Source organism: Kitasatospora sp. NPDC053308 (assembly GCF_055585785.1).
In genome coordinates this window covers 157,911-182,803 of record NZ_JBVJJY010000012.1, presented here as the reverse complement: position 1 = coordinate 182,803, position 24,893 = coordinate 157,911, and the positions used below count along the sequence as shown (strand labels likewise).

Genomic DNA, 24,893 nt, shown 5'->3' with positions numbered 1-24,893 from the left:
GACGGCGCCCGGCACCGGCCGCCGGGGCGGTCGGTACCGGGCGCGTCGGGGCCGCTCAGAGCCGCTGAGGGCCGTTCGGGGGCGCCCCGGGGTGACCGGGGGCCGTCAGCCGCGCGCCCAGAGGGAGTTGACGCGGCTGCGCTCGGTGCTGTTCGGGTAGGGGTTGGTGCAGGAGGTGCCCGGGCCGCCCCCGGACATCAGCTCGCTGCACGGACCGGAGTAGTGGTCCGGCAGGCCGAGCACGTGCCCGGTCTCGTGCGCGGTCACCCGCACCGAGTTGTACTGCCGGTTCTGCTGGTAGTCGAGGAAGATGTAGCCGCGCCCGTGCCCGTCGGTGCTGGCGTACGAGCCGCGGCTGTCGTTGCCCTCGTAGTAGCGGAAGTCGGCGGCCGAGCCGGACCGCAGCTGGACGTTGCTGACCGAGCTGTTCCAGATCTGGGCGGCCTGGGCTATCTGGTTGCGGAAGGACGGGGCCGAGCTGGCGTCGTAGGTGACCACGACGGTCGCCAGCCCCGGGCTGGCGGCCTGCTTGGCCTTCGCGGAGGCCATCACGGCGTGGAAGAACGCCTGGTTGTCCGCGGTCTCCGCGGCCGAACCGGCGTACGTCGAGGCGGTGTAGCCCTGCGCGGCCGGGGCCGCCGGGGCGGCCGCCGCGGCCGTGGCGGGCAGCACGGCGAGGCCGGCCGCGAGGGCGAGGCCGAGGGTGGCGGACAGCACGGAACGCTTCATGTGGGGGTCTCCGATTCCTGGGGTGCCGTGGCCGGTTGGGGATCGGCTCGGGGGGACACCTGGTCAACGGGTGGTGTCCCAGAGCTTCGGGCAGCCCGGCGGGCGGGCGGATGATGTCAATCCGCGATAGCTCCGTGCAATACCCCCGCGCCGACGCCCAATTGGGCGGGCTTTCCCTGGTCTTGACCCAACCGTGCCCCTGGCATTCCATTCCGGTGGCGGCTAGGCTCCGAGGCGGGGAAGTACCCAGAGCGGCGGGCCGCCCGATTCCGGCCGGGCGGCCCGCCGTGCCCGAACTCCGTTGGTCGAGAGATCAGTTCGCGGCCGCGAGGCCGTTCGCCCAGAGGTAGTCGACCTCGCCGCGCTCGTTGGCGTCGGGGTAGGGGTTGGTGCAGGAGGGGCCGGGGCCGCCACCGGACATCAGCTCGCTGCACGGACCGGAGTAGTCGTCGGGCAGGCCCAGCACGTGCCCGGTCTCGTGGGTGGTGACGCGGACCGAGTCGTACTCCTGGTTCTGCTGGTAGTCGAGGAACACGTAGCCGTGGCCGTGCCCGTCGGTGCTGGCGTACGAGCCCTGGCTGTCGCTGCCCTCGTAGTACGAGAAGTCGCCGGTGCCGCCGGTCTCCTGGAGCCGGACGTTGTGCACCGAGCCGTTCCAGATCCGCGCGGCGGCGGCTATCTGGCCGGTGAAGGACGGCGCGTTGGCGGTGTCGTAGGTGACGGTGACGGTCCGCAGCCAGGGGTCGGCGGCCCGCTTGGCCTTGACCGAGGCCACCACCGCCTGGAAGAACGCCCGGTTGTGCGCGGCCTCCTCGGCCGAACCGGCGTGCGCCGCCGGGGTGTAGGCGCGGACGGCGGGGGCCGCGGGCGCGTTCGGCGCGGCGACGGCGGTGGCGGGCAGGGCCGCCGAGCCGGCCGCGAGGGCGAGGCCGAGGGCGGCGGACAGCACGGAACGCTTCATGTGGGGGCTCCGAGTTCGCGGTGCGCCGCCTCGCCGGAGCCGGTGGGGGCCGGATGCGGGGGCGGCGCACGGTGGGGGCCGCCCCGGCCGTCAGCCGGGGCGGGTGGTGCCCCCGAGCTTCGACCCGCTCGGGCCCGTCGCGGATGATGTCAACCGGTGATAGCACCGTCGCATACCGGCCGGAGCCTCTCGCGCGTTCGGGCCGGCGGACTTTGATGCGCTGTCATGTACTTGGCGGGATGGCTCGACGACGTCTATGCTCCCGACGTGGAGCTCGACGTGAGACACCTCCGGGTGCTGTGCGCGATCGCCGACAGCGGCAGCCTCCGCAAGGCCGCGCTCCAGCTCGGCATGACCCAGCCCTCCCTCACGACCCAACTGCACCGCATCGAACGGTCCATCGGCGGCACCCTGTTCACCCGCGAACAGACCGGCAGCCGGCCCACCCCGCTCGGCCACTCGGTGCTCTCCCGGGCCCGGCCGGTGATCACCGAGATGGCCGCCCTGGTCGCCGCCGCCCGCCAGGAGGCCCGCGACGCGAGCGGGCCCGGCCGACAGCGCCGGCTGCGCATCGGCAGCGTCGGCAGCCGCGTGGTCGCGGCCTGGCTGCGCCGGGTGCACGAGCGGCTGCCGGACACCGACACCACCATCCACGTCGACGTCTCGGCCAGCGCGCTGCTGCGGATGGTCGCCGCCGACCAGCTGGACGTGGCCCTCGTGCACGAGAGCGAGGGCTTCCCGCTGCGCGTGCCGCCGGACGCCGAGCAGCGGGTGCTGATGGCCCGCGAACCGCAGTACGTCGAACTCGCCGCCGGACACCCCGCCGCCGCCCGTCCGGTGGTCCGGCTCGCCGACCTCGCCGAGGACACCTGGATGGTCGACCCGACCGCCGACCACGAGTACGCGGCGATGCGCCGGGTGTTCGGCGAGGCCGGGCTCAACCCCCGGGTGCTGCAGGTCCGGGACAACGCCACCGCCGCCGAGCTGGTCGCCTCCGGCGAGGCCGTCCGCCCCTGCCAGCCGACCTCACCGCCGGGGCCCGGCACGGTCGTCCGCCCGGTGGACGGGGACCCGCTGGCCGTCCGGTTGCTGTTCACCTGGCGCCCGCGCACACTCAGCCCGCCCGCCCTGGACGCGCTGTTCGGCGAGCTGCGCGCCGCCTACCTGGACCTGGCCAAGGTCAATCCGGCCTATCTGGCCTGGCTGGCGCGGCACGAACCGGTGCTGCTGGGCCGCCCCGCATAGGCCCGGTCCGGCGAGATCCGCCGGGCAACGCCTAAGCCGTCCAGGAGCCGGTGCCGGCCCGGCTCTCCCGCCCGTGGATCAGTACGCCCACCGTGACCATCAGCGCGCAGACCAGGCCCGCCGCCAGTACCCCGGAGCCGCCGAGCGCGGTGCAGGCCAGCACCAGCGCGGCCCCGACCGGCGCCACCGCCTGGGCGGCCGCGCCGCGCTTGGTGTGCCGGGAGTGCAGGAACCAGACGGTGACCAGGTAGACCGCGGTGGGCACGGTGACCGTCGCGGTGGCGGCGGTCTCCGAGATCTCCGCCTTGTGCACGGCCGACTCCACCGCCACCTCCAGCCCGGCGCCGATCGCCGCCGCCGAGCCGAACACCAGGTAGTGCCCGTAACCCCAGGCGAAGGCCTGCCGGTTGGAGCGCAGGTGCTCGTGGACCGAGCGGGCGAAGTAGATCCACCAGGCGGCGAAGCAGATCAGCAGCCCGCCGACCGCCACCGGCACCAGCCGGCCCAGTTCCTCGTGCTCGTCCACCGCCGACTGCACCGCGACGGTCGCCGCCGCCACCGTCTCGCCGAGCACGATCAGGGTGAACAGCCCGTAGCGCTCGGAGATGTGGTGCGGGTGCCAGGAGGTCTGCATCCGCAGCTCGGCGATCACCGGCACGGCCAGCTCGCACAGCACGCCGACCGCGATGGCGTACGGGCGGGCGCCGTGCGGCAGGAGCAGCAGCACCACCCAGCCGACCTGGCAGAGCGTGATCCCCACCGCGTACCGCACCGCCACCCGGCGCGCCTCGCCCTGCTCGCCGGCCGCCGCGCGCAGCCACTGGGTCACCATCGCGAGGCGCATCACCACGTAGCCGGTGATCGACAGCGCCATGTCCTGGGTGGCGAACAGCCGTGGCACCCCGGCGGCGAGGATCAGCACGCCGGCGATCTGCACCAGGGTGGTGATCCGGTACGGCACGTCGTCGCAGTCGTAGGCGGAGGCGAACCAGGTGAAGTTCATCCACGCCCACCAGATCGCGAAGAAGGCGAGGGCGTAACCGCGCAGCCCCTCGCCGTAGTGCCCGGCCGCCAGGGAGTGGGCGAGCTCCCGCCCGGCCTGGCCGACCGCGACCACGAAGCAGAGGTCGAAGAAGAGTTCCAGCGGGGTGGCGACCCGGTGCGGCTCGTTGCGGTCGCGCGGGACCATCCGACGCACCGGCGGCGGGTCGACGTGCTGCGCGCGGGAGGCCGCCGCGGCGGGGGGATCACTGGCCATCGGAGCTGCTCCGGGGTCGGGAGGGGCGGGTCGTCCCGCATCCTGGCAGCGCCCGGGGCCCGGCGCACGCACCGGCGCGGCCCTGTGCGCCGGGCCCGGGCGCCGGGCCGCCGACGGGCCGCCGACGAGCCGCGCCGCGCCGACGACGAGCCCCCGACGGTCGGGCAGCCCGCCACCGCGGCGACAGATGGCCCCGTATGTCCCTTTTTTCCTTGCCGTCAGCCCTAGTTGACGCATCGGTGCGCGAACCGGGTGACAGCACGACGGGTTTCCGGGCGCGCCCCGCGCGGTGCACGGCGGGGCGCCGGAGCGCCGCTAGATTCATCCCCGGTCGGAAGAGCGCGGGCCCTGCGGGGCCCCATGACACGGGCGGCCTGCGGGCAACGCGGAAGGTCAAGGCGGGTGGCGGGACAGCGGGGGCGGCAGAGCCGAACTTCCCGTGTCCGCGCCACCGGCCTCGTGATCACCGCGCTGCTCGCCAGCGCCTGCCGTGCGGCCCGCCTCGCCGTGTCAGCGGCGGCTACTTCTCCCAGCCGACCTTGGTGTAGTCCACGCCGGCCAGACCGAACGCGCCGTAGTTGGCCAGGCCCTTGCGCACGGCCACCACGGTCGGCCGCTGGTAGAGCTCGACGGTGTGACCGAGCTCCCAGATCTTCGCGTCCGCCTGGTTGTAGAGCTTCGCGGCCTCCGCCGGGTCGAGGGTACCGGCCGCCTTCTTCAGCAGCGCGTCGATCTCCGGCGTGCCGAGCTTCGAGTAGTTGCCGAAGACGTTGTCCCCCACCGGCAGACGGAAGTTGGTCAGCGACATGGAGAGCGGGAACGAGTCGGTGTTCCGCCAGCTGGCGATCTCGAACTTGCCCGGGTTCACGTACTTGGTGAAGAAGTCGTTGGAGGGGACCTTGTCGAGGTCGACCTTCACCCCGGCCGCCAGCCACATCGCGGTGGCGGCGGTGGCCAGGTCCAACTGCGCCTGCGGAGTGGCGTCGTTGACGACCCAGTGCAGCTCCAGCGGCGTCCCGTCCTTGGTGCGCGGCTGCCCGGCGCCGGCCTCCTTCCACCCCGCCTCGTCGAGCAGCTTCTTGGCGGCGCCCAGGTCGAACTTCGCCCAGTCACCGGAGTTGTCCTGGTAGCCCGTCTGGTTGGGCATGATGATGTGGTTGCCGAGGGGCTTGAACTCCACCGGCACACCGTTGTTCGCGATCTTGATCAGCGCCGACCGGTCGAGCGCCTTCCCGAGCGCCTGGCGGACCTTCTGGTCCGCCAGCGCGCCGCCCTGGCCGAACGAGATGTGCACCTCGTCCCAGGGGCTGGCGGTCCGGATCACGGCGTCCTTGGCGCCCTTGAGCTGCCCGTACGCGGCGGCGGTGCCGGCCGTGGCGTAGTCGATCTCGTTGTTGAGGAACGCCTGCGTGGTCGCCGACTGGGACATCACCCGGAAGGTGATCCGGTCGGCCTTGGGCTTCGTCCCCCACCAGGCCGGGTCCGGTACCAGCGTGAGGGTCTGCGCGGTCTTGTCCGCCGTCCCGACCTTGAACGGGCCGGCGGTGATCGGGATCTTCTCCACCCAGCCCTGGTTGAAGTCCTCCGCGGTCCCGATGCCCGCCGCCGGGATCAGCGGGCGGAACAGGTTCTGCCAGTCGGCGTACGGCTCGGAGAAGGTGACCTTGACCTCGGTCGGGTCCGCCCCCTGCTCGACGGCGGAGATCAGCTCGTAGCCGGCCGAGTCGGCGATGTTGTAGCCGTCCTTCTTGCCGTTGCCGGCCTCCCAGTCCGCCTTGAAGTCCAGGTAGCTCAGCGGCTTGCCGTCCGACCACTTCGCCTTGGGGTTGAGCTTGTAGGTGATCACCTGCGGGGAGGTCGAGGTGACCTTGGCCTCCTGCAGGTAGTCGGTGACGGGCTGGAAGTCGCCGGAGGCGTCGGTGGTGAAGAGGTCCGGCTCCAGCGTGCGCATGATCTCGACGGCGTCGCCGTACCGGCCGTCCACCTGGAACGGGTTCCACTGGGTGATCCACTGGTACAGCGGGAAGCGCACCTCGCCGCCGTCCTTGACCTGGTCCAGCGGCTTGGCGTTGATGTCCTGGGAGTCCTGTCTCGGCGGCTCGCTCTTGGCCACGGCGTCGCCCGAACCGCCCCCGCCCGAGGTGCACGCGGTGACCGCCAGCGCGACGGCGACGGCGAGGGCGGTGGCCCGGCCGAGGCGGCGGGCCGTGGTGGAAGCGTCCATGGGGGTCCCCCTGGTGGAGTCTGCGGAACGGGAGTTGCGGCGCGACAGGCATGACTCGGGTTGAGCGTGGGCACTCAATCCGGCATCGAGCCAGAGGAACGTAACAGCGGATCAGATCCGCCACCAGGGGGAGGAACGCAGGCCTGATCCAAACGTCACCTGCGGCAACGCTGCCGCAACACGCCCGCCGTCCCCGGGTGCTTCACTCTGACCTGCGCTTTCCCGACCCCCCTGCCGACTCCACCGCCTGACGCCCGAACCGGGCCCGACCGAAAGCCACCACCCCGATGCCCACCAGACGCGTCGGCCCCTCCCCCACCCCGGGCGGCCGTTGATGCTCCGCTACCTCGCCAAGCGGCTGAGCTACTACGCGGCGCTGCTGATCGCCGCCGTGTTCCTGGCGTACGCGATATCCGCGACCGCCCTGCAGCCGCGCACCTACTTCGACGCCAAGGTCCCGCGTCCCTCCGTCGCATCGGTCGAGCACCAGCTCACCGCGCTCAACCTGAACGACCACACCCCGGTCGTCGAGCGCTTCGGCCACTGGGCCGGCGGCCTGCTGCACGGCGACCTCGGCCGGACCATCCACGGCACCCCGGTCTCGGACGACTTCGGCCGCCGGGTCTGGGTCTCCCTGCGGCTGCTGCTGCTCGGCAGCCTGCTCGGCATCGTCCTCGGCGTCGCCGCCGGCGCGTGGAGCGCCGTCCGCCAGTACCGGATCTCCGACCGGCTGCTGACCGTGCTGTCCTTCGTCCTGCTCTCCACTCCGGTCTTCCTGGTCGCGCTGTTCCTCAAGAACGGCGCCATCGCCGCCAAGGACGCGGCCGGCCACGAGGTCATCCCGTTCACCGGCTACGAGACCCCCGGGCTGGCCGGCGGACTCGGCACCCACCTGGCCGACTGGGCGCTGCACCTGCTGCTGCCCACCATCTCGCTCGCCCTCGGCGGCCTCGCCACCTACAGCCGCTACCAGCGCGGCACCATGCTCGACGTGCTCGGCTCCGACTACCTGCGCACCGCCGAGGCCAAGGGCCTCACCCGTGGACGGGCGCTGCTGCGGCACGGGCTGCGGACCGCCGTGATCCCGATGTCGACCATGTTCGCCTACAGCTTCCTGGGCATCTTCACCGGCGCGATCTTCACCGAGACGATCTTCGGCTGGCACGGCATGGGCGAGTGGCTGATCCAGTCGATCAACGAACAGGACGTCAACTCGGTCGTGGCGATCAACCTGTTCACCGCCGTCGTGGTGCTCGCCTCCGGCTTCCTCGCCGACACTCTGCACGCCGCCCTCGACCCGCGCGTGCGGTCCTGACCGGAGGAGACCCGAGATGACCACCCTCTCCGTCGAGCCGGCCGAGCCGGCCGAACCGGCCGGGCCTGCCGGGCCTGCGGAACCCGTCGCCTCCGCGCTGCCCGGCACTCCCGGCACGTCCCGGGCGGCCGGCCGCGGGCGGCTCGTCCTCGCCCGGCTGCTCGCCGCCCGCGGCGCCGTCGTCGGGGCCGTCGTCGTCCTGCTGCTGTTCGCGCTCGCCTTCGGCGGGCCGTACCTCACGCCCTGGGACTACGCCACGCCCGACTTCTCCGCCCTGCACCAACCCCCGTCCGCCGAGCACTGGTTCGGCACCAACGGGGTCGGCCAGGACGTGTTCGCGCAGACCGTCCGCGGGCTCCAGAAGTCGCTGGTCATCGGCCTGCTGGTGGCACTGTTCTCCACCGTGCTGGCCTCCGTGGTCGGCGCCTGCGCCGGCTACTTCGGCGGCTGGGCCGACCGGGCGCTGATGTTCCTGGTGGACCTGCTGCTCGTCTTCCCGTCCTTCCTGATCATCACCATCGTCTCCGCGCGACTGAAGAGCGCCGGCTGGATCGCCTTCGTGCTGCTGCTCGCGCTGTTCAACTGGATGATCACCGCCCGGGTGGTCCGCTCGATGACGATCTCCCTGCGCGAGCGCGAATTCGTCCGCGCCGCGCGGTTCATGGGAGTACGACCACTGCGGATCATCAGCCGGCACATCCTGCCGAACGTCGCCTCCTTCCTCATCATCGACGCCACCATCGCGGTCGGCGGCGCCGTGATGAGCGAGACGGCACTCTCCTACTTCGGCTTCGGGGTCAAGGCGCCGGACGTCTCGCTCGGCACCCTGCTCGCCGCCGGGACCAGCGAGGCCCCGGTGTTCCCCTGGCTGTTCTACTTCGCCGCCGGACTGCTGGTGCTGTTCGTCCTCGCCGTCAACCTGATCGGGGACGGGCTGCGCGACGCCCTCGACCCCACCTCCGCGGCCGCGCCCCGTCGTGCGCGCCGCACCCGTTCCGTCAGCAGCAGCCGTTCCGACAGCCGTAGGAAGCGCCCGTGACCACCACCGTCGAAACCCCGCTGCTCGCCGTCCGGGACCTGCGGGTCGACTTCGCCGGACCGCACGGCCCGGTCCCCGCCGTGCGCGGGGTGGACCTCACCCTGCGGCGCGGCGAGACCCTCGGCATCGTCGGCGAGTCCGGCTCCGGGAAGTCCGTCACCGCGCTGTCGGTGCTCGGGCTGCTGCCCGGGACGGCACGGGTCAGCGGCTCGGTGCGGCTGGACGGGCGGGAGCTGGTCGGGCTGCCGGGCAAGGAGCTCGCGGCGATCCGCGGCCGCCGGGTCGCCATGGTCTTCCAGGACCCGCTCTCCGCCTTCACCCCGGTCTACCGGATCGGCGACCAGATCGCCGAGGCGGTCCGCGTCCACCAGCGGGTGGACAAGGCCACCGCGCGGCGCCGGGCCGCCGAACTCCTGGACCTGGTCGGCATCCCGGCGCCCGACCGCGCCCTGGACAGCTTCCCGCACGAGTTCTCCGGCGGCATGCGCCAGCGCGCGATGATCGCCATGGCCGTCGCCAACGAGCCCGACATCCTGCTCGCCGACGAGCCCACCACCGCGCTCGATGTCACCATCCAGGCCCAGGTGCTGGACGTGCTGCGCACCGCCCGGCGGGAGACCGGCGCGGCGCTCGTCCTGGTCAGCCACGACCTCGGGGTGATCGCCGGGACGGCCGACCGGGTCGCGGTGATGTACGCGGGCCGGGTGGTCGAGACGGCCCGCGTGGACGAGCTGTTCGAGGCCCCGCACCACCCGTACTCGCTCGGCCTGATCGGAGCGCTGCCCCGGCTGGACGGGCGCGGCGGTCCACTGGTGCCGATCCCCGGCGTCCCGGCCCCGATGGCCGAGCTGCCGCCGGGCTGCCCGTTCGCGGCGCGCTGCCCGCTGGCGCAGGAGCGCTGCTCCACGGCGGAGCCCGTCCTGGAGCCCGCCGCGGCGGGGGCGGATGACCACCTGTCCGCGTGCGTGCGGTCGGCGGAGCTCGCCGAGCGCCGGCCCGCACCCGCCGAGGTCTACCCGGTACCCGAGCTGCCCCCGGTCTCCGTTGCCGCCGACCGCTCCGAGCTGGCGCCGGTGCTGTCGGTGAGCGGGCTCGGAAAAACGTTTCCGCTGCTCAAGGGCACCGTGTTCAAGCGCAAGGTCGGCGAGGTGTACGCGGTCGACGGCGTCGACCTGGACCTGCGGGAGGGCGAGACGCTCGGCCTGGTCGGCGAGTCCGGCTCCGGCAAGTCCACCACCCTGTTCGAACTGCTCCGGCTCGGCGCCCCGGAGACCGGCCGGATCGAACTGCTCGGCCACGACACCGCGCGGCTCACCCGGGCCGAGGCCCACCGGCTCCGCGCCGAGCTGCAGATCGTCTTCCAGGACCCGATGGCCAGCCTCGACCCCCGGATGCCGATCGGCGACATCGTCGCGGAACCCCTGCTCGCCCAGCGCACCCCCCGCGCGGAGATCGACCGACGGGTGCCCGAGCTGCTGCGGCAGGTCGGCCTCGACCCGGACCACGCCGCCCGCTACCCGCACCAGTTCTCCGGCGGCCAGCGCCAACGCGTCTCGATCGCCCGGGCACTCGCCGTCCGCCCCAAGCTCCTGGTGCTGGACGAACCGGTCTCCGCGCTGGACGTCTCCATCCAGGCCGGGGTGCTCAACCTGCTGCAGGCGCTCAAGGCGGAACTCGGGCTCTCCTACCTGTTCGTCTCGCACGACCTCTCGGTGATCCGGCACCTCGCGGACCGGGTCAGCGTGATGTACCTCGGCCGGACGGTCGAGCAGGGCGAGGTCTCCGCCGTCTTCGACCGCCCCCGTCACCCGTACACCCGCGCCCTGCTCTCCGCCGTCCCGCTCCCCGACCCCGCCGCCGAGCGCGCCCGCGACCGCGTCCTGCTCGCCGGCGACCCGCCGTCCCCCACCGAACGGCGTACCGGCTGCCCCTTCCGCACCCGCTGCCCGCGCTACGCCGGGCTCACCGCCCCCGGCGACCGGGCCCGCTGCGAGCAGGAACGGCCGGCCCTGCTCGGCGACACCCCGGGAGCGGACCACCAGGCGGCCTGCCACCACCCGGAGCCGCCGCCCGCACACGTCACGGAGAGTGACCATTCAGAGACGATTCGGCGGATCGGGCCCGCGCCGTGTAATGTCTTCGACGTCAGCAGGCGCCGCTAGCTCAGTTGGTTAGAGCAGCTGACTCTTAATCAGCGGGTCCGGGGTTCGAGTCCCTGGCGGCGCACATGGCAAGGTCTCAGGCCGTCCACTCCGGTGGGCGGCCTGAGGCGTTCCTGGGGTCTTCGCGGTCTTCCCGGCTCGGTCTTCCCCCGGTCTCTCCCGCTCCGTCTCTCCCGCTCGGTCTTTCCGGGGCGGACGGACGGGGTAGGCATGGCCCCTGTGACCCCTGCGCCCCCTTCCGACCTCCTCCGGCTTCCCGAGGAACTCCTCGTGCTCTGCGCCCACCCACTGACCCGGGACCTGCCCGTCCCGCAGGCGGTCCGAAGGCTCAGCAGCTCCAGCGACTGAGCCCGGGGAACGGAAGCCCGGCGCGCCCGGGCGAACGGGCATCCGCACCGCTGGGCGGGGCGCCCGTGCGCACCGCTCGGCGGGGGCGGGCATCCGAGCCGGTCGCCGAGGGCGGGCGGTCGAGGGCGGTCGAGGACGGCTCAGCAGGTGTCGAGGACGGCCGAGGCCACCGCGTCCGGGCGGTCGAACATCACCAGGTGCCCGGCCGGGGCCGCCGTGCGGAAGTCGGCGCCGAGCAGGGCCGCGAGTTCCCGCTGCTCGGCCAGCCAGGTATCGGTGCGCCGGGTCCGGCAGCCGTCGTCGGCGGCCAGCACGGTGACCGGCAGGTCCTCGGGAAGCGGGCGGGTGCGCCGCAGGCCGTCCAGCTCGGCCGCCATGTCCAGGTAGCGCGCGTTCTCCCGCAGCAGTGCGCGCAGGGCCCGACCGGTGCGGTAGCAGTGCCGGACCAGCGCCCTCGGGGCGAGGTCCTCGCGGCGGACGGTGGACTGCCGGGCGGCCATTCGGCGGGCGGTCGGGCCGAGGAGGTAGGGCACGGCCAGGGCGGTGGCGGCACCGGCCGCCGCCCGGGCCGCCAGGTCGCGCGCGCCGGGCGCCGGGTACGGCCGGGCCGCCGGTTCGGTGCTGCCGTCGACCAGGACCAGCCCGGCGGTCCGCTCGGGGTGCAGCCGGGCGAAGGCCTCCACGTGGAAGGCCGCCAGCGAGTGGCCGACCACGGTGCAGGGCTCGTGCAACCCCAGGCCGTCCAGCACCGCCCGGATCCGCCCGGCCTCCCCGGCCGCTGTCGGGGCGGGCCGCCCGGTGGCGGGCTCGGCGGCGCTCAGCCCGTAACCGGGCCGGTCGAAGCGGACCACGGTGCGGTAGGGGGTGAGGAAGGGGACGACCAGGTCCCAGTCGAACCAGCTGCTGCCGAGACCGCCGCTGAGCAGGCAGGCCGGGCCGCTGCCCTCGGTGCGGACGTGCAGCGGGACGCCGTCGACGCGCAGGAAGCACGCCCGGGCGCCGGGGTCGCGCGGGCCCTCGGGGCCCCGGGGTCCTGCGGGGTCGCGCGGGCCTGCGGGGTCGCGTGGCCCTGCGGGGTCGCGTGGGTCGCCGGGCCCGAGCGGGTCACCGGGTGCGGTCATGCCGGCCTCCGTTCCGGGCGCGGCTCCGCCCGGTCCGGCCGCCCCGGAACCACCGCCGCGTCCCGCCGGGCGGACCGGGCGACGCTCACCGCCAGGACGGCCAGCCAGAGCGCGACCAGCAGGACCTGCAGGCGCTGACCGGCCCCGAGCGCCCAGGTGCCGCGCCCGGACTGGAAGGCGCCGATCGCGGCGAGGCTCCATCCGGTGGCGAGCAGCTCGGCGCCCAGCAGCCAGGGCCCGAGCCGGCGCACCGGCGGCCACCAGCCGTAGCGGCGGGCGGCGACGGTGAGCGCGACCAGCGCGGTGAGCGCGCCGGCCATCGCGAGGCTGCTGGTGACGGCGTGCGCGGTGTGGGTCGCGGGGACGAGCCCGGCGGTCTCCCGGGCGGCGCACATCTCGTCGCTGGTGGGGGTGCAGCTGAGCGGGAGCCGGGAGTCCGCGACGGTCGCGGCGCCGAACAGGGCCAGGGCGGACCATCCGGCGAGCGCCCAACGGCGCCCGCGCCGCGATGCCCCCGCTCGCTCGGCGGGCCGCGCGCCGACTCGACCCCCGCGACCCGCGACTCGGCCGCCGACCCGCCCGCCGGCCCGTCCGGTGGCGAGGCCGGTGCCGAGCGCGGCCACGGCGGCGGCGAACAGGCAGAGCCCGGCGACCAGGTCGGTGGCCCGGAACAGGCCGCCCAGCGGCTGGTCCTCGGCGGCGAGTTCGCTGATGTACGCCTGCACCGGGTCGAGACCGGTGCTCAGGACGACCTCCAGCACCCAGGCGGTGTACGCCACGGCGCTGAGCAGCAGCAGGGCGGCGACCGTCGGCCGCACCGTGCGGTGTGCTGGCTGGGGGCTGGGCACGGTTCCACCCTAACCAGCGGCGAAGTCCGCCCCAACCGGAAGGAAAGCGGACGGATCGGACACCGCTCCCGCCGGCGGCACCCCGGCCGGTTCGAGGCACCCCTCGGGACCGTGTATTGTTTTCCAGGTCAGCAGGCGCCGCTAGCTCAGTTGGTTAGAGCAGCTGACTCTTAATCAGCGGGTCCGGGGTTCGAGTCCCTGGCGGCGCACAGACAGTTGGGGAGCCTCTCGCAGCAGCGAGGGGCTCCCCGATTTTTTGGCCTTCGACGTCCGATTTGCGTGTGATGTCGGTCTCGATCGGCGATCCGGCGGAGCCATCCGGCCCGTCCTGCTCGTCCAGGCCAGTAGAACCGGAGGAGGGACGAAGGTCCCTGCCCCCGATGCCCCCACCCCGCCCATGCAGGCCGCTTCGGTCCGCCCGCAGGAAAGGCCGCGCTTTGTCCCGAAACGCCCAGAGCGGCCGTCGCACGCCGTCGATCAGTCTCCGGCCGGTGAAGCGGTTCAAGCGCCCCACCGGTGCGCCCGGTACGGCCGGCGGGCCCGGCGGCGCCGGAAGCCTCGGCAGCGTCGGAGGCGGGCCCGGCGGCAAGAAGCAGCGCCGCCCGAAGCGCACCGGCTGGCGCCGGCTGATACCGACCTGGCGGATGACCCTGCTCGGCTTCGCCTCGGCGGTGCTGCTGGGCGTCGGCCTGTTCGCCCTGGGGATCGCCCTGGTGAAGGTGCCGGACGCGCACGCGGCCGCGACCGCGCAGAGCAACACCTGGCTCTACGCGGACGGCTCGGTGATCACCCGCACCGGCCAGACCAACCGGCAGAACGTCACCCTGGACAAGGTCTCCCCCGCCGCCCAGCACGCGGCGCTGGCCGCCGAGGACCGCAACTTCTACAACGAGGGCGCGGTCAACCTCCAGGGTCTGGCCCGGGCCGCGGTGAACACCGCCAAGGGCGAGGGCACCCAGGGCGGCTCCACGATCACCCAGCAGTACGTGAAGAACACGTACCTGAACCAGAAGCAGTCGATCACCCGCAAGGTGAAGGAACTGTTCATCGCCATCAAGGTGGACGCCACCGAGAGCAAGGACGACATCCTCTCCGGCTACCTGAACACCTCGTACTACGGCCGCGGCGCCTACGGCATCCAGGCCGCCGCCCAGGCGTACTTCGGCGTCGACGCCTCCGCCCTCACCCCCGCGCAGGGCGCCTACCTGGCCACGCTGCTCAACGCGCCGAGCGCCTACGACGTGGCCACCGCCACCGCGGCGGGCAAGCAGAACGCCGTGAACCGCTGGAACTACGTGCTCGACGGCATGGTCAAGGAGGGCTGGCTCTCCGCCGAGGAGCGGGCCGCGACCGCCTTCCCGGACGTCCGGGACCCGCAGCCCAACCCGGGCCTGTCCGGCCAGGCCGGCTACCTGGTGAACGCGGCCACCCAGTACCTGACCTCGAACGGGGTCATCAACGAGACCGAGCTCGCCAAGGGCGGCTACACGATCAAGCTGAGCATCGACCCGGGCCGCCAGCAGGCCCTGCAGGACTCGGTCCAGGCCCAGCTGCACGACACCCTGAACCCGGACAAGCGGAAGAAGGACGCGGCCGCCCAGGCCGGCGCCGTCTCCGTGGACCCGAAGACCGGCGCGATCGTCGCCCTGTACGGCGGCGTCGACTACGTGAAGCACTACGTGGACAACGCGACCCGGCGCGACTACCAGGCCGGTTCGACCTTCAAGGCGATCGCCCTGGCCGCAGCCTTCGAGAACGACGCCAAGACCCAGGACGGCCGCACCGTCACCCCGCGCACGATCTACGACGGCACCAGCGGCCGGAAGGTCCGCGGCGGCAAGGGCACCCCGTACGCGCCGCCGAACGAGGGCGACAAGAGCTACGGCCAGATCACCCTGCAGCAGGCCACCGACTGGTCGGTGAACTCGGCGTTCGCGCAGCTCGCCCAGGACACCGGGCTGCAGAAGGTCAAGGACACCGGCATCGCCCTGGGCCTGCCCGGCAACACCCCGGGGCTGGACCCCGTGCCGTCCATCCCGCTGGGCGCGGCCACCCCGAGCGTGCTCGACATGGCCGGCGTGTACGCCACGCTGGACAACGGGGGCAAGCAGATCACCCCGTGGCTGGTGCAGGCGGTGGACCGCGAGGGCGAGGCCGTGCCGCTGCCCGCGCACAAGACCACCCAGGCGGTCAGCGCGGACACCGCCAACGAGGTCACCGCGATGCTCCAGGGCGTGGTGAGCGACCCGGGCGGCACCGGCTGGCGGGCGAAGGCCCTGGGCCGTCCGGTGGCGGGCAAGACCGGTACCACCGACGACCAGAAGTCGGTCTGGTTCGTCGGCTACACCCCGGAGCTGGTCACCTCGGTCGCCCTGTTCGGGCAGGATCCGGCCACCGGCGCCCAGGTCAGCCTGAGCGGCGTCGGCGGGATCGACGGCGCGGCCGGCGGCCAGTACCCGGCGCAGATCTGGACCGGGTACATGAAGGCCGCGCTCAAGGGCCAGCCGGTCAGCGACTTCCCGACCCCGGCCGACGACTACGCGGGCGCCGACGACCTGCCGACCGCTCCGAGCACGCCGAGCGGCACCCCCACCACGGGCGCCCCCACCGGTGGCCCGAGCAGCGGCCCGACCAGGCCGGCCGACGGGTCGGGCACCGGTTCGACCACCCCGGGCGGCACCGGCGGCGGGGCGACCACCGCGCCGACGGCTCCCCCGACCGGCCAGCCGACCGGCCAGCCCACCTCCCAGCCGACCGGACGTCCCACCACCAGGCCCACGCCGACCACCCAGCCGACCACCCAGCCCACGGGCGGGACGGGCCCGCTGGTGGGGGCGGGGACCTCGTCGCAGTCCGGGGGCTGACCCCCGGGGGAGGCTCCGGGGCGCGGGCGTCGGGGGAGGACGGCGGGGACGCCGTCCGGGGGACGTCGGGGTCGGGGGGGACATCGGGGGTACGTCGCCGGGCACGTCGGGGCCGCTGACGGGGTCGCCGACGGGGTCGGCCGGTCTGCCGGGCGATTGCGCCGCCGCGCACAGTTGGGCGCAGGACCAAATGCCGAAATGGCGCCTTACCGAAGCATCGGTATGACTGTCACAATGCGGCGGTGCACAGATCAACGGCCTCCCCCACCCCTCCTTCGGGCCGGACCCTCGGCCTCAGCCTCGCGCTGGTCTCCGCCATCGCCTTCGGCGGCTCCGGCACGGCGGCCAAGCCGCTGATCGAGGCCGGACTCTCCCCGCTGCACGTGGTGTGGCTTCGGGTCACCGGCGCCGCCGTGGCCCTCCTCCCGGTCGCCTACCGCCACCGGGGCGCCGTCCTGCGCCGCCCCGGCCTGCTGCTCGGCTTCGGCCTGCTCGCCGTCGCGGGCGTCCAGGCCTGCTACTTCGCGGCCATCTCCCGCATTCCGGTCGGCGTCGCCCTGCTCATCGAGTACCTCGGGCCGCCTCTGCTGATCGGCTACGTCAAGTTCGTCCAGCGCAAACCGATCAGCCGTGGCGCGGCCGTCGGCGCCGGAGTCGCGGTGGCCGGACTCGCCTGCGTGGTGGAGGTCTGGAACGGGCTGGGCTTCGACGCCCTCGGCGTGCTGTTCGGCCTCGGTGCGGCGTGCTGCCAGGTCGGCTACTTCGTGCTCGCCGACGCCGGCCGCCGGGGCGAGCGCCCGGTCGACCCGCTGGCCGTCAGCGCGTGGGGGCTGCTCGTCGGCGCCGTCCTGCTCACCGCCTTCACCCGGCCCTGGCAGGCCGACTGGAGCCTGCTCGGCGGCGACGTGGTGATGAACGGGCACACCTTGCCCGCGTTCGTCCCGGCCCTGTGGATGGTCCTGGTCGCGACCGTGCTCGCCTACCTGACCGGCGTGATCTCGGTCGGCTACCTCTCACCGCCAGTCGCCGGCGTGGTGGCCAACCTGGAGGCGGTCGTCGCCACCGTGCTCGCCTGGGTGCTGCTCGGCGAGCACCTCGGGCTGCCGCAGATCGCGGGCGGCCTGCTGGTGCTGGCCGGGGCCTTCGCCGCGCAGGCGAGCACGTCGGCGGGCGGGTCGGCGGACACGGGGGCGGGCGCGACGACGGACGGGGTGGCGGACCGGGCGGCGGAGGTGCCCGCGGCCGCGCCGGCGGCTTCCGCTGCTGCTGCGGCGGCCGGGGACCGCCCGGGTGGGGACCGGAACGGCCCGGAACGGAACGGCCCGGAACGGAACGGCCCCGAGCGGAAGGGCTCCGACGGCTCCCGGGAGCCGGTGGCCGCCGAGCGCGGGGTCAGCGGCCGGTCCAGCCGAACCAGTCGAGGTGATTGAGCGGCCACACGACGGCCGACACCGGGCCGACCACGTTGCCCACCGGCACGGCGCCGCCCCCGGGGCCGCGCTGGTGGTAGCGGGAGTCCGCCGAGTCGCTGCGGTGGTCGCCCTCGACCCAGACGTAGCCCGAGGGCACCTTCACCGGGCCGAAGTCCAGGCCCGCGCAGGAGTCGTCACCCGGGTGCAGGTACGGCTCGTTCACCTTCCGGCCGTCGACGCTAAGGGTGCTGCCCTCGCACTGCACGGTCTGCCCGCCGGTCGCGATCACCCGCTTGACCAGGTAGTTGTCGTCCTTGGGCGGCACCAGCCCGACGAAGCTGAGGACCGAGCTCACGGCATTGGTGACCGGATTCGGGTCGACGGGCTGCGGCGGGAGCCAGCCCCCCGGGTCCTTGAACACCACCGGCTGCCCCGGCTCCGGCTCCCAGCCGGTCAGCGGGGCCAGCTTGTTCACCCCGACCCGGTCGCCGATCCGCAGGGTGTTCTCCATCGAGCCGGACGGGATGGAGAACACCTGGAACAGGCAGGTCTTGATCAGCAGCGCGACCACCAGGCCCACCGCGGCCATCGCCGGCAGCTCGATCCACCACGGCCGGGGGCGCCGGCCCGTTCCGCCCTTCCGCCCCGGGCCGGCCATCCGGCGGCCGCGGGAGCCGCGGGCCCGGCGGCGGGCCTCGGCGCGGCCTCCGGCCGCTCCCGGGGTCTCCGGTCCCCGGGTGTCCGCTCCCCGGGTGTCCGGGACGCCCTGGGCGCACGGGAGGTCCCGGGCGTACGGGAGGTCCCGGGCAGCGGGATCGCTGGGGGCTCCGCTGGGCGTTTCGGGCAGGTTCACCGCCATCGTCGCTGCTCCACCTCTCCGGCCGGGGAAACCTGCACGCTACGCCAACCGTGGAGCCTGACGAAATCGGGCATTTAGCCGCCACCGACACCGCCGGGGCCACCGGGGGCTGCGGCAGCGGCGGCGGAACCGGGGCCTCGGGGGTGTGCCGAGGCGCTCGGCGGTGCTCCCGGACGGCTCCGGCGGCCCGTCTCCCGGCCTCCGGGCCCCGGCGTTCAGCCGCCCCGGCTCCCCGTTCAGGCGCGGGCGATGGCCTCGTGGTGGCGGATGACCTCGGCGATGATGAAGTTCAGGAACTTCTCGGCGAAGACCGGGTCCAGCTTCGCCCCGGCGGCCAGCTCCCGGAGCCGCTTGATCTGGTCCCGCTCGCGCGCCGGGTCGGCCGGCGGCAGCTTGTGCTCGGCCTTGAGCCGGCCGACCCGCTGGGTCGCCTTGAAGCGCTCGGCCAGCATGTGGACCACCGCGGCGTCGATGTTGTCGATGCTCTCGCGCAGGCTGGTCAGCTCAGCCCGTACGGCGTCGTCGATCCCCTCGGGCAGGCCGGCGTCGGGGGTCGTGGAGTGGTCCGTCATCGGGGCTGCTCCCGGTGTCTGGGTGGGCGCCCGACCGTACGCCGGCCGGGCTCGGGCCCGGGCAAATCTAACAGGGCACCCGTTGCGGCCCCACACCGCGGAACGGAACCGTCCACGATGCGGACAGCCTTCCGGACGGCCGGCCCGCCTGCGCCGACGCCCCCGCACGACCGGCCGGTCCGACGCGGCGTGACCAGCCGGGCCCGGGCCGGGGCTGCCCGTAGGCTGGTGCGCGCATGACCGGAAGTGACTGCCCGGCAGTCCCCAGCGGGCCCCGGAGGTCCCCGGCCGTGCGCAGCAGCACACCCGGCACCACCCGGCAACGCCCGGCAACACCCAGCACGCCCACTCACGCCCCAGCACCGCCCCGGCAATGGAGGTACCGATCGTGGCAACCACCCGCACCGCCCGTACGGCCTGGGAGGGCGACCTCCTCCACGGACAGGGTCAGACGACCTTCGCCTCCTCCGGGATCGGCACCTACCCGGTGTCCTGGCCGGCCCGTACCGAGCAGCCCAACGGCAAGACCAGCCCGGAGGAGCTCATCGCGGCCGCGCACTCGGCCTGCTTCTCGATGGCCCTGTCGCACGGCCTGGCAAGCGCCGGCACCCCGCCCACCACGCTGGACACCCAGGCCGACGTCACCTTCCAGCCGGGCGAGGGCATCACCGGCATCCACCTGACCGTCACCGGCGACGTCCCCGGCCTGGACGAGGCGGGCTTCGCCCAGGCCGCCCAGGACGCCAAGGCCAACTGCCCGGTCAGCCAGGCCCTGACCGGGACCACCATCACCCTGACCGCCAAGCTGGCCTGACGCCCCTTCGGCGGCACCCCCGCCGCCCCGTGCTCCACTCCTGTCCCACCCCGGCCCACCCCGGCGCGCAACCAGCGCCCAGGGGCGCGACGTGGGCGCACGCGCCCCTGGCGCACATCATGCGATGTGCACCGGGGGCGTCTGCACGTACCACCACCCATGATCACAAAGCGGGCGAATCACCCTCGCGGCGGTCACCGCGCGTTGTCGTCGCGGCCTATGATCGGCCGAAGCGCCCTGTTCTTCACGCGGGTCCCCGCGCTCCGACGCCCCACGGCGGGCGTCCCGCAGCGGACCGACTCCGAGGACCGCGACAGAGTGCGGAGCCGGCTGCCGGGATCCCGACTGACCGGCCGGACCATCGTCAAGCGTCAGCAGCGGACGGGAGCATGCCGTGCCGGGCCAGAACGAGGGGGCCGACGCACACCACCCGGGCGTGCGGCACGAGGAATCACGACACCACCGCCATCTGGTCGCGCCGGTCCTCGAACCGGCCGCCGGAGCGGTCCGCGGCACTCCGGGCACGGGCCCCGTCGCAGGCCCGGCCGCCGCCCTGGGTGCCTGCGGGACGCTGGAGGAGCCCGAGGTGCTGCTCTGCCCCACCTGCTCGGCCCCGCTCACCGACGGCACCCGCCGGAGCACCGACGACGGATCCGGCCGGACGGACGGCGGGTCCAGCCGACAGGACGGCGGCTCGGACCGGCCGGACGGCGGGTCCGACCGGCTGCTGGCGGCGCTGCGGGCCAGCGAGTCCCGGTTCCGCGCCGCCTTCTGCGACGCGGTGATCGGCATGGCCCTGATCGACCCCGAAGACCGGATCATCGAGGTCAACCCCGCCTTCGCCAACCTGATCGGACGGACCGTCGGCGAACTCGTCCGCACCCCCCTGCACGAACTCATCGACCCGGAGGGCATGCCGGACCGGCTGTTCCCCGCACTCGTCCACGGCGAGCGGGAACGGTTCCGCGTGGAGAAGCCGCTCAAGCACCGCGATGGCCACGAGGTCTGGAGCAAGGTCACCGTCTCGCTGATCCGGGACGGCTCCGGCCGCCCGCTCTACACCCTCGCGCTGGTCGAGGACATCACAGAGCAGCGCCGACTCGGCGACCGCCTGGAGTTCCAGGCCCTGCACGACCCGCTGACCCGGCTGCCCAACCGGACGTACTTCTTCGAGCGCCTCGACGCCGCCTGCCTCGCGGTGACCGAGGACCCCGCTCCGGGCCCGTCCGGTGGCGAGGGCCGCCGGGTCGGCGTCTGCTACCTGGACCTCGACGGCTTCGCGGCGATCAACGAGACCCTCGGCCACCACGTCGGCGACCAGCTGCTGATCGCCGTCGCCACCCGGCTGCGGCGCGGGTTCGGAGGGCACGACGCCCACCTGGTGGCCCGGATGGGCGGCGACGAGTTCGCCGTCCTGGTCACCGACAGCACGGGCAGTGAGCAGCTGACCGAGCTGGCCGCCCGGATCCTGGACGTGCTGGAACGTCCCTTCGACGTCGCCGGTCACCGGCTGGTGATCACCGCCAGCGTGGGCGTGGTCGAGCGCTCCGTGCACGAGACCACCCCGACCGACCTGGTCAAGGACGCCGACGCCACGCTCTACTGGTCCAAGGCCGACGGCCGCGCCCGCTGGACCCTCTACGACCCGGACCGCGGCGCCCACCAGCTCACCCGGCAACTGCTCGCCACCGCCCTGCGGCCGGCCCTGGAACGCGGCGAGTTCACCATCGAGTACCAGCCGCTGGTCGGTCTCGCCGACGGCGCCGTGCACGGGGCCGAGGCCCTGGTCCGCTGGCGCCACCCCCGCTACGGGACGCTCTCCCCGGACCGCTTCATCCCCCTCGCCGAGGAGTCCGGCGCGATCGTGCCGCTCGGGAAGTGGGTCCTGGAGGAGTCCTGCCGACAGGCCCGGCAGTGGCTCGCCGAGTTCCCGGACACCGAGACCTTCGTCAGCGTCAACCTGGCCGCCCGCCAGATCTGGGACTCCGACATCGTCGCCGACGTCGCCCGGGCCCTCGACGTCACCGGCCTGCCCGCCCGGCTGCTCCAGCTGGAGATCACCGAGAGCGCCCTGCTCGGCCCCGGCGGCCGCCCGCTGCAGGCCCTCCAGGCGCTCGCCGACATGGGCGTGCGGATCGCGATCGACGACTTCGGCACCGGCTACTCCAACCTGGCCTACCTCTCCCGCCTGCCGGTGCACGTGCTGAAACTCGACGGCACCTTCATCGAGGGCTTCCGCGACCCGGCTCCCGCCGACCGCCCCGGCCTCCCCGAACTCGGCTCCCGCCGCAGCGACGCCGACGAGCAGATCGTCGGCGCGATGGTGCAGCTGGCCCACACCCTCGGCCTGACCGTCACGGCCGAGGGCATCGAGAGCGCCGCCCAGGCCGAACGGCTGCGGCTGACCGGCTGCGACACCGCGCAGGGCTGGTACTTCGCCCGGCCCGGCGAGGCCGCGCTGGTCGCGGCCATACTGCGCGAGGGACGCCCCGCCCCGGACGGGCGGTAGCGGGCGGGGCCCGCGCGCCACCGACCGCGGTCGCGCGCGAGGCCGCCGCCCACTGCGGTCGCTGCACGGAGCCGCCCGCCGTCGCCGCGCCCGGCCGTCGCACGGCCGCCGCCCGGCCGTCAGGCCTCGGTGCGATGGTCGTCCGGCCGATCAGGCCCCGGCCGTGAGCCCGTACGCCTCGGCGATCAGGCCGTAGGAGCGGAGGCGGGCCTCGTGGCCGTGGATGTGCGAGGTGACCATCAGCTCGTCCACCCCGGTCCGCTTGCGCAGGGCCTCCAGTCCGTCGGCGACCCGGCCCGGGGCGCCGAGCACGACGTTGTCGAGCCAACCGTCGACGAAGTCCGCCTCGGCCGGGCTGTACGGGTACTGCTCGGCCTCCTCCGGGGTGGGGATCGGGCCGGGGTTGCCGCGCCGCAGGCGGAGCATCCCGAGGGCGGCGGAGCGGGCGAGGCGCCGGGCCGAGGGTTCGTCGTCGGCGGCGACCGCGCTCACGCCGATCAACGCGTACGGTTCGTCGAGCACGGCGGAGGGGCGGAACGACGAGCGGTACAGGTCCAGCGCCGGCAGGGTGTTGGCGCTGCTGAAGTGGTGGGCGAAGGCGAACGGGAGGCCGAGGCGGCCCGCGAGCCGGGCACTGAAGCCGGAGGACCCGAGCAGCCAGACCGGCGGACGGCCCTCGCCCTTGGGGACGGCGGTCAGCCGCTCGTAGGGGTGGCCGGCCGGGAAGTCCCCGTCGAGGAAGTGGGTCAGCTCGGCGAGCTGCTGCGGGAAGTCGTCCGCGCCGTCGGAGTGGCCGCGCCGCAGCGCACGGGCGGTCGCCGGGTCGGTACCGGGGGCGCGGCCGAGTCCGAGGTCGATCCGGCCGGGGTGCAGGGCCTCCAGCAGGCCGAACTGCTCGGCGACGGCCAGCGGCGCGTGGTTGGGGAGCATCACACCGCCCGAACCGAGCCGGAGCGTCGTGGTGTGGGCCCCGAGGTGGGCGATCAGGACGGCCGGGGTCGAGCTGGCCACCCCGGGCATGCCGTGGTGCTCGGCGACCCAGAACCGGTGGTAGCCCCACTGCTCGGCCTTGCGCGCCAGCGCAGTGGTGGCCGCCAGGGCCTCGGCGGGCGTGTAGCCGACGCCGACGGTGGCCAGGTCGAGGATCGAGAGCGGTGCGGGCGCCGTACCGCGGGCGGTCCCCCGGATCGCCGAGTCGACGGCCGCGCCCCGGATCGCCGCTTCGTCGGCGGTGCCCCGGATCGCCGCGTCCGCCGTCGGCCCGGCCCCGTGCTCCTGCTGGTCCTCGGTGGTCATGCCGTCCGCCCTCCTGGCTTTCCTTGCGTGGCTGTCCTTGCGCGGCTGCCCATGAGCCGGCCTCCGCCTGGCGACCGCTGGGAGACCGACGGCCCGGTGGTCGCGGCTGCCGACGGGGGTCAACCACGGCCGGGAGCCCGCTGTTCCCGTCCACCGGCTCCCGATCGGGTTTCCGATCGGGTTTCCGATCGGGTTTCCGATCGGAGCCGGTCCGGCTGCGTTTCGGCCGTTCCTGCCGGGTCCGCGACCACCCCTCTGCCTGACGGAGAGCCAGCGGGCGAACACGTTTGGCGACTTCACGCCAGCGCCGGAAGTCGCCAGCGCCGGGGCTCGCGGCGGGAGGCCGGTGTCCGGCAGGCTGGTGATCAGGAGCGGACCGCCCAACGGGGTCCGCACTCCACCAGCAAGATCGTCGGGCTGGACCAGCTCCGGACGGTCACTGCGAGCCCTCGGCGCGGCACCCCGCCCCGGGGGCTCGTTCGGTTCCCGGCAGACCCCGGCGGGAGGCCGGCTCGCGCGACGGTCCGCAGGTCCGGGCCCCGGAACCACCACCACCGGACGGCCGGAAACCGTAGCCGTGATCTGCGGCATACCGGGGTGCTTCATGGCATGAAAAGTCGAGGCGCTAGCGTTGGCCCCTACAGCCACCTGCTCGCTCGGGCGGCGTGGAGGGAGTAAGAGCCTTGAACTTCGTGGCGGCGATCGGATCCTCGTGGATCTGCGCCCTGGCTCTCTTCGCCGTACTCGGAGACGCCCTCCTCCCCTTCATCCCCAGCGGGACGCTGGTCATCCTGGCCGTGCTCAAGACCGCGCAGATCAACGGCGCGCCGCTGCTGCTCGGCCTGGGCGTGGCGGCGGCCTCCTTCCTGGGCGACGTCCTGCTCCTCCACCTGGCACGGCGCGGCGCGCCGGTGCTGCACCGCCGGCTCGCCCGGCGTCCCAAACTGGCGGCCAGCGTGGTCCGGGTCCAGGCGGCCCTGGTCGAACGCCCGCACCGCACGGCCGCCGCGATGGTGGTGATCGCCCGGTTCGTTCCGGCCGGCCGGACCATCCTCGACGTCGCCATCGGCCACTCCCCCGCCCATCCGCACCGCTTCCTGCACTGGTCGGCGCTGGCGGCGCTGGTCTGGGCCGCCTACATCGTGACCCTGGGCTGGCTCAACAGCCACTGGTTCAACACCGCCTGGCTCAGCCTCGTAGTCTCCTGCGCCGCGGCCACCGCGATCAGCACCGCGATCGCGCGGATGGTGCGCCGCAACCGGCGGCTCGCCGCGCTCTGACCGGCCGTCCTCCCGCAGCACCCCGGCCGACCGTCCC

The 24,893-nt window shown here is 74.0% G+C and carries 18 protein-coding genes and 2 tRNA genes; 11 read left to right on the top strand and 9 right to left on the bottom strand.

Going from position 1 to position 24,893, the window contains the following annotated elements:
- Positions 1 to 105: 105 nt before the first annotated feature.
- Both snpA (ACZ6Y7_RS25540) and snpA (ACZ6Y7_RS25535) read right to left on the bottom strand, forming a co-directional pair.
- Positions 106 to 729 carry a snapalysin gene (snpA, locus tag ACZ6Y7_RS25540; protein ID WP_465760248.1) on the bottom strand — a complete coding sequence of 208 codons (624 nt, stop codon included), beginning with the start codon at positions 727 to 729 and terminating at the stop codon, positions 106 to 108.
- A 313-nt stretch (positions 730 to 1,042) separates the two neighbouring features.
- The gene (gene snpA, locus ACZ6Y7_RS25535) at positions 1,043 to 1,690 is read right to left on the bottom strand and encodes a snapalysin (RefSeq protein ID WP_465760247.1); all 648 of its coding nucleotides are present in this window, start codon (positions 1,688 to 1,690) and stop codon (positions 1,043 to 1,045) included.
- 267 nt (positions 1,691 to 1,957) lie between these two features.
- Here snpA (ACZ6Y7_RS25535) and ACZ6Y7_RS25530 point away from each other — a divergent pair, with 267 nt between their 5' ends.
- On the top strand, positions 1,958 to 2,935 hold the full coding sequence (locus tag ACZ6Y7_RS25530; protein ID WP_465760246.1) for a LysR family transcriptional regulator: 978 nt from the start codon (positions 1,958 to 1,960) through the stop codon (positions 2,933 to 2,935).
- A 31-nt stretch (positions 2,936 to 2,966) separates the two neighbouring features.
- On the opposite strand, the gene ACZ6Y7_RS25525 is transcribed toward ACZ6Y7_RS25530, so the two are convergent.
- The gene (locus tag ACZ6Y7_RS25525) at positions 2,967 to 4,193 is read right to left on the bottom strand and encodes a low temperature requirement protein A (protein WP_465760245.1); all 1,227 of its coding nucleotides are present in this window, start codon (positions 4,191 to 4,193) and stop codon (positions 2,967 to 2,969) included.
- Positions 4,194 to 4,713: 520 nt separating this feature from the next.
- Entirely contained in the window at positions 4,714 to 6,417 is a 1,704-nt protein-coding gene (locus ACZ6Y7_RS25520; RefSeq protein WP_465760244.1) for an ABC transporter family substrate-binding protein, read from the bottom strand.
- A 334-nt stretch (positions 6,418 to 6,751) separates the two neighbouring features.
- Between ACZ6Y7_RS25520 and ACZ6Y7_RS25515 the strand changes: the two genes are divergently transcribed.
- The 4 genes from ACZ6Y7_RS25515 (at position 6,752) to ACZ6Y7_RS25500 (ending at position 10,997) form a co-directional block, all read left to right on the top strand.
- The gene (locus tag ACZ6Y7_RS25515) at positions 6,752 to 7,732 is read left to right on the top strand and encodes an ABC transporter permease (RefSeq protein WP_465760243.1); all 981 of its coding nucleotides are present in this window, start codon (positions 6,752 to 6,754) and stop codon (positions 7,730 to 7,732) included.
- Between the two features lie 16 nt (positions 7,733 to 7,748).
- Positions 7,749 to 8,771, top strand: coding sequence for an ABC transporter permease (locus ACZ6Y7_RS25510; RefSeq protein ID WP_465760242.1), 1,023 nt, complete (start codon positions 7,749 to 7,751; stop codon positions 8,769 to 8,771).
- Positions 8,768 to 10,933: an ABC transporter ATP-binding protein gene (locus ACZ6Y7_RS25505; RefSeq protein WP_465760241.1), complete on the top strand. Its 2,166-nt coding sequence runs from the start codon at positions 8,768 to 8,770 to the stop codon at positions 10,931 to 10,933. Before ACZ6Y7_RS25510 ends, ACZ6Y7_RS25505 begins: the two co-directional genes overlap by 4 nt.
- Positions 10,924 to 10,997 (top strand) — tRNA-Lys (locus ACZ6Y7_RS25500). The genes ACZ6Y7_RS25505 and ACZ6Y7_RS25500 overlap by 10 nt, the downstream gene beginning before the upstream one ends.
- Positions 10,998 to 11,421: 424 nt before the next feature.
- Here ACZ6Y7_RS25500 and ACZ6Y7_RS25495 read toward each other — a convergent pair.
- A complete protein-coding gene (locus ACZ6Y7_RS25495; RefSeq protein ID WP_465760240.1) occupies positions 11,422 to 12,402 on the bottom strand; it encodes an alpha/beta fold hydrolase in 981 nt (326 codons plus the stop codon).
- Entirely contained in the window at positions 12,399 to 13,250 is an 852-nt protein-coding gene (locus ACZ6Y7_RS25490) for a DUF998 domain-containing protein (RefSeq protein ID WP_465760239.1), read from the bottom strand. The genes ACZ6Y7_RS25495 and ACZ6Y7_RS25490 overlap by 4 nt, the downstream gene beginning before the upstream one ends.
- Before the next feature lie 135 nt (positions 13,251 to 13,385).
- Between ACZ6Y7_RS25490 and ACZ6Y7_RS25485 the strand changes: the two genes are divergently transcribed.
- The 3 genes from ACZ6Y7_RS25485 to ACZ6Y7_RS25475 all read left to right on the top strand — a co-directional run bounded on the left by ACZ6Y7_RS25485 (position 13,386) and on the right by ACZ6Y7_RS25475 (position 17,544).
- A tRNA-Lys gene (locus ACZ6Y7_RS25485) sits at positions 13,386 to 13,459 on the top strand.
- 282 nt (positions 13,460 to 13,741) lie between these two features.
- A complete protein-coding gene (locus ACZ6Y7_RS25480; protein WP_465760238.1) occupies positions 13,742 to 16,114 on the top strand; it encodes a transglycosylase domain-containing protein in 2,373 nt (790 codons plus the stop codon).
- Between the two features lie 242 nt (positions 16,115 to 16,356).
- Entirely contained in the window at positions 16,357 to 17,544 is a 1,188-nt protein-coding gene (locus ACZ6Y7_RS25475) for an EamA family transporter (RefSeq protein WP_465760237.1), read from the top strand.
- Here the strand turns inward: ACZ6Y7_RS25475 and lepB are convergent.
- Positions 17,507 to 18,385, bottom strand: a complete 879-nt coding sequence (gene lepB, locus ACZ6Y7_RS25470) for a signal peptidase I (protein WP_465760236.1) — start codon at positions 18,383 to 18,385, stop codon at positions 17,507 to 17,509. The two genes, ACZ6Y7_RS25475 and lepB, sit on opposite strands and share 38 nt — an antisense overlap.
- A 236-nt stretch (positions 18,386 to 18,621) precedes the next feature.
- A complete protein-coding gene (locus ACZ6Y7_RS25465; protein ID WP_465760235.1) occupies positions 18,622 to 18,957 on the bottom strand; it encodes a chorismate mutase in 336 nt (111 codons plus the stop codon).
- Between the two features lie 388 nt (positions 18,958 to 19,345).
- Here ACZ6Y7_RS25465 and ACZ6Y7_RS25460 point away from each other — a divergent pair, with 388 nt between their 5' ends.
- Together ACZ6Y7_RS25460 and ACZ6Y7_RS25455 are read left to right on the top strand one after the other, a co-directional pair.
- Positions 19,346 to 19,771, top strand: a complete 426-nt coding sequence (locus tag ACZ6Y7_RS25460) for an OsmC family protein (RefSeq protein ID WP_465760234.1) — start codon at positions 19,346 to 19,348, stop codon at positions 19,769 to 19,771.
- 394 nt (positions 19,772 to 20,165) lie between these two features.
- Entirely contained in the window at positions 20,166 to 22,280 is a 2,115-nt protein-coding gene (locus ACZ6Y7_RS25455) for a putative bifunctional diguanylate cyclase/phosphodiesterase (RefSeq protein WP_465760233.1), read from the top strand.
- Positions 22,281 to 22,430: 150 nt separating this feature from the next.
- Here the strand turns inward: ACZ6Y7_RS25455 and ACZ6Y7_RS25450 are convergent, their stop codons facing one another.
- Positions 22,431 to 23,576 carry an LLM class flavin-dependent oxidoreductase gene (locus ACZ6Y7_RS25450; RefSeq protein ID WP_465760232.1) on the bottom strand — a complete coding sequence of 382 codons (1,146 nt, stop codon included), beginning with the start codon at positions 23,574 to 23,576 and terminating at the stop codon, positions 22,431 to 22,433.
- 692 nt (positions 23,577 to 24,268) lie between these two features.
- Between ACZ6Y7_RS25450 and ACZ6Y7_RS25445 the strand changes: the two genes are divergently transcribed.
- Positions 24,269 to 24,856: a DedA family protein gene (locus ACZ6Y7_RS25445; protein WP_465760301.1), complete on the top strand. Its 588-nt coding sequence runs from the start codon at positions 24,269 to 24,271 to the stop codon at positions 24,854 to 24,856.
- The last annotated feature ends 37 nt before the right edge of the window (positions 24,857 to 24,893 follow it).

Coding starts and splice junctions, on each gene's coding strand:
- snpA (WP_465760248.1), bottom strand. CDS start 729: ATGAAGCGTTCCGTGCTGTCCGCCACCCTCGGCCTCGCCCTCGCGGCC.
- snpA (WP_465760247.1), bottom strand. CDS start 1,690: ATGAAGCGTTCCGTGCTGTCCGCCGCCCTCGGCCTCGCCCTCGCGGCC.
- ACZ6Y7_RS25525 (WP_465760245.1), bottom strand. CDS start 4,193: ATGGCCAGTGATCCCCCCGCCGCGGCGGCCTCCCGCGCGCAGCACGTC.
- ACZ6Y7_RS25520 (WP_465760244.1), bottom strand. CDS start 6,417: ATGGACGCTTCCACCACGGCCCGCCGCCTCGGCCGGGCCACCGCCCTC.
- ACZ6Y7_RS25515 (WP_465760243.1), top strand. CDS start 6,752: ATGCTCCGCTACCTCGCCAAGCGGCTGAGCTACTACGCGGCGCTGCTG.
- ACZ6Y7_RS25510 (WP_465760242.1), top strand. CDS start 7,749: ATGACCACCCTCTCCGTCGAGCCGGCCGAGCCGGCCGAACCGGCCGGG.
- ACZ6Y7_RS25495 (WP_465760240.1), bottom strand. CDS start 12,402: ATGACCGCACCCGGTGACCCGCTCGGGCCCGGCGACCCACGCGACCCC.
- lepB (WP_465760236.1), bottom strand. CDS start 18,385: ATGGCGGTGAACCTGCCCGAAACGCCCAGCGGAGCCCCCAGCGATCCC.
- ACZ6Y7_RS25465 (WP_465760235.1), bottom strand. CDS start 18,957: ATGACGGACCACTCCACGACCCCCGACGCCGGCCTGCCCGAGGGGATC.
- ACZ6Y7_RS25450 (WP_465760232.1), bottom strand. CDS start 23,576: ATGACCACCGAGGACCAGCAGGAGCACGGGGCCGGGCCGACGGCGGAC.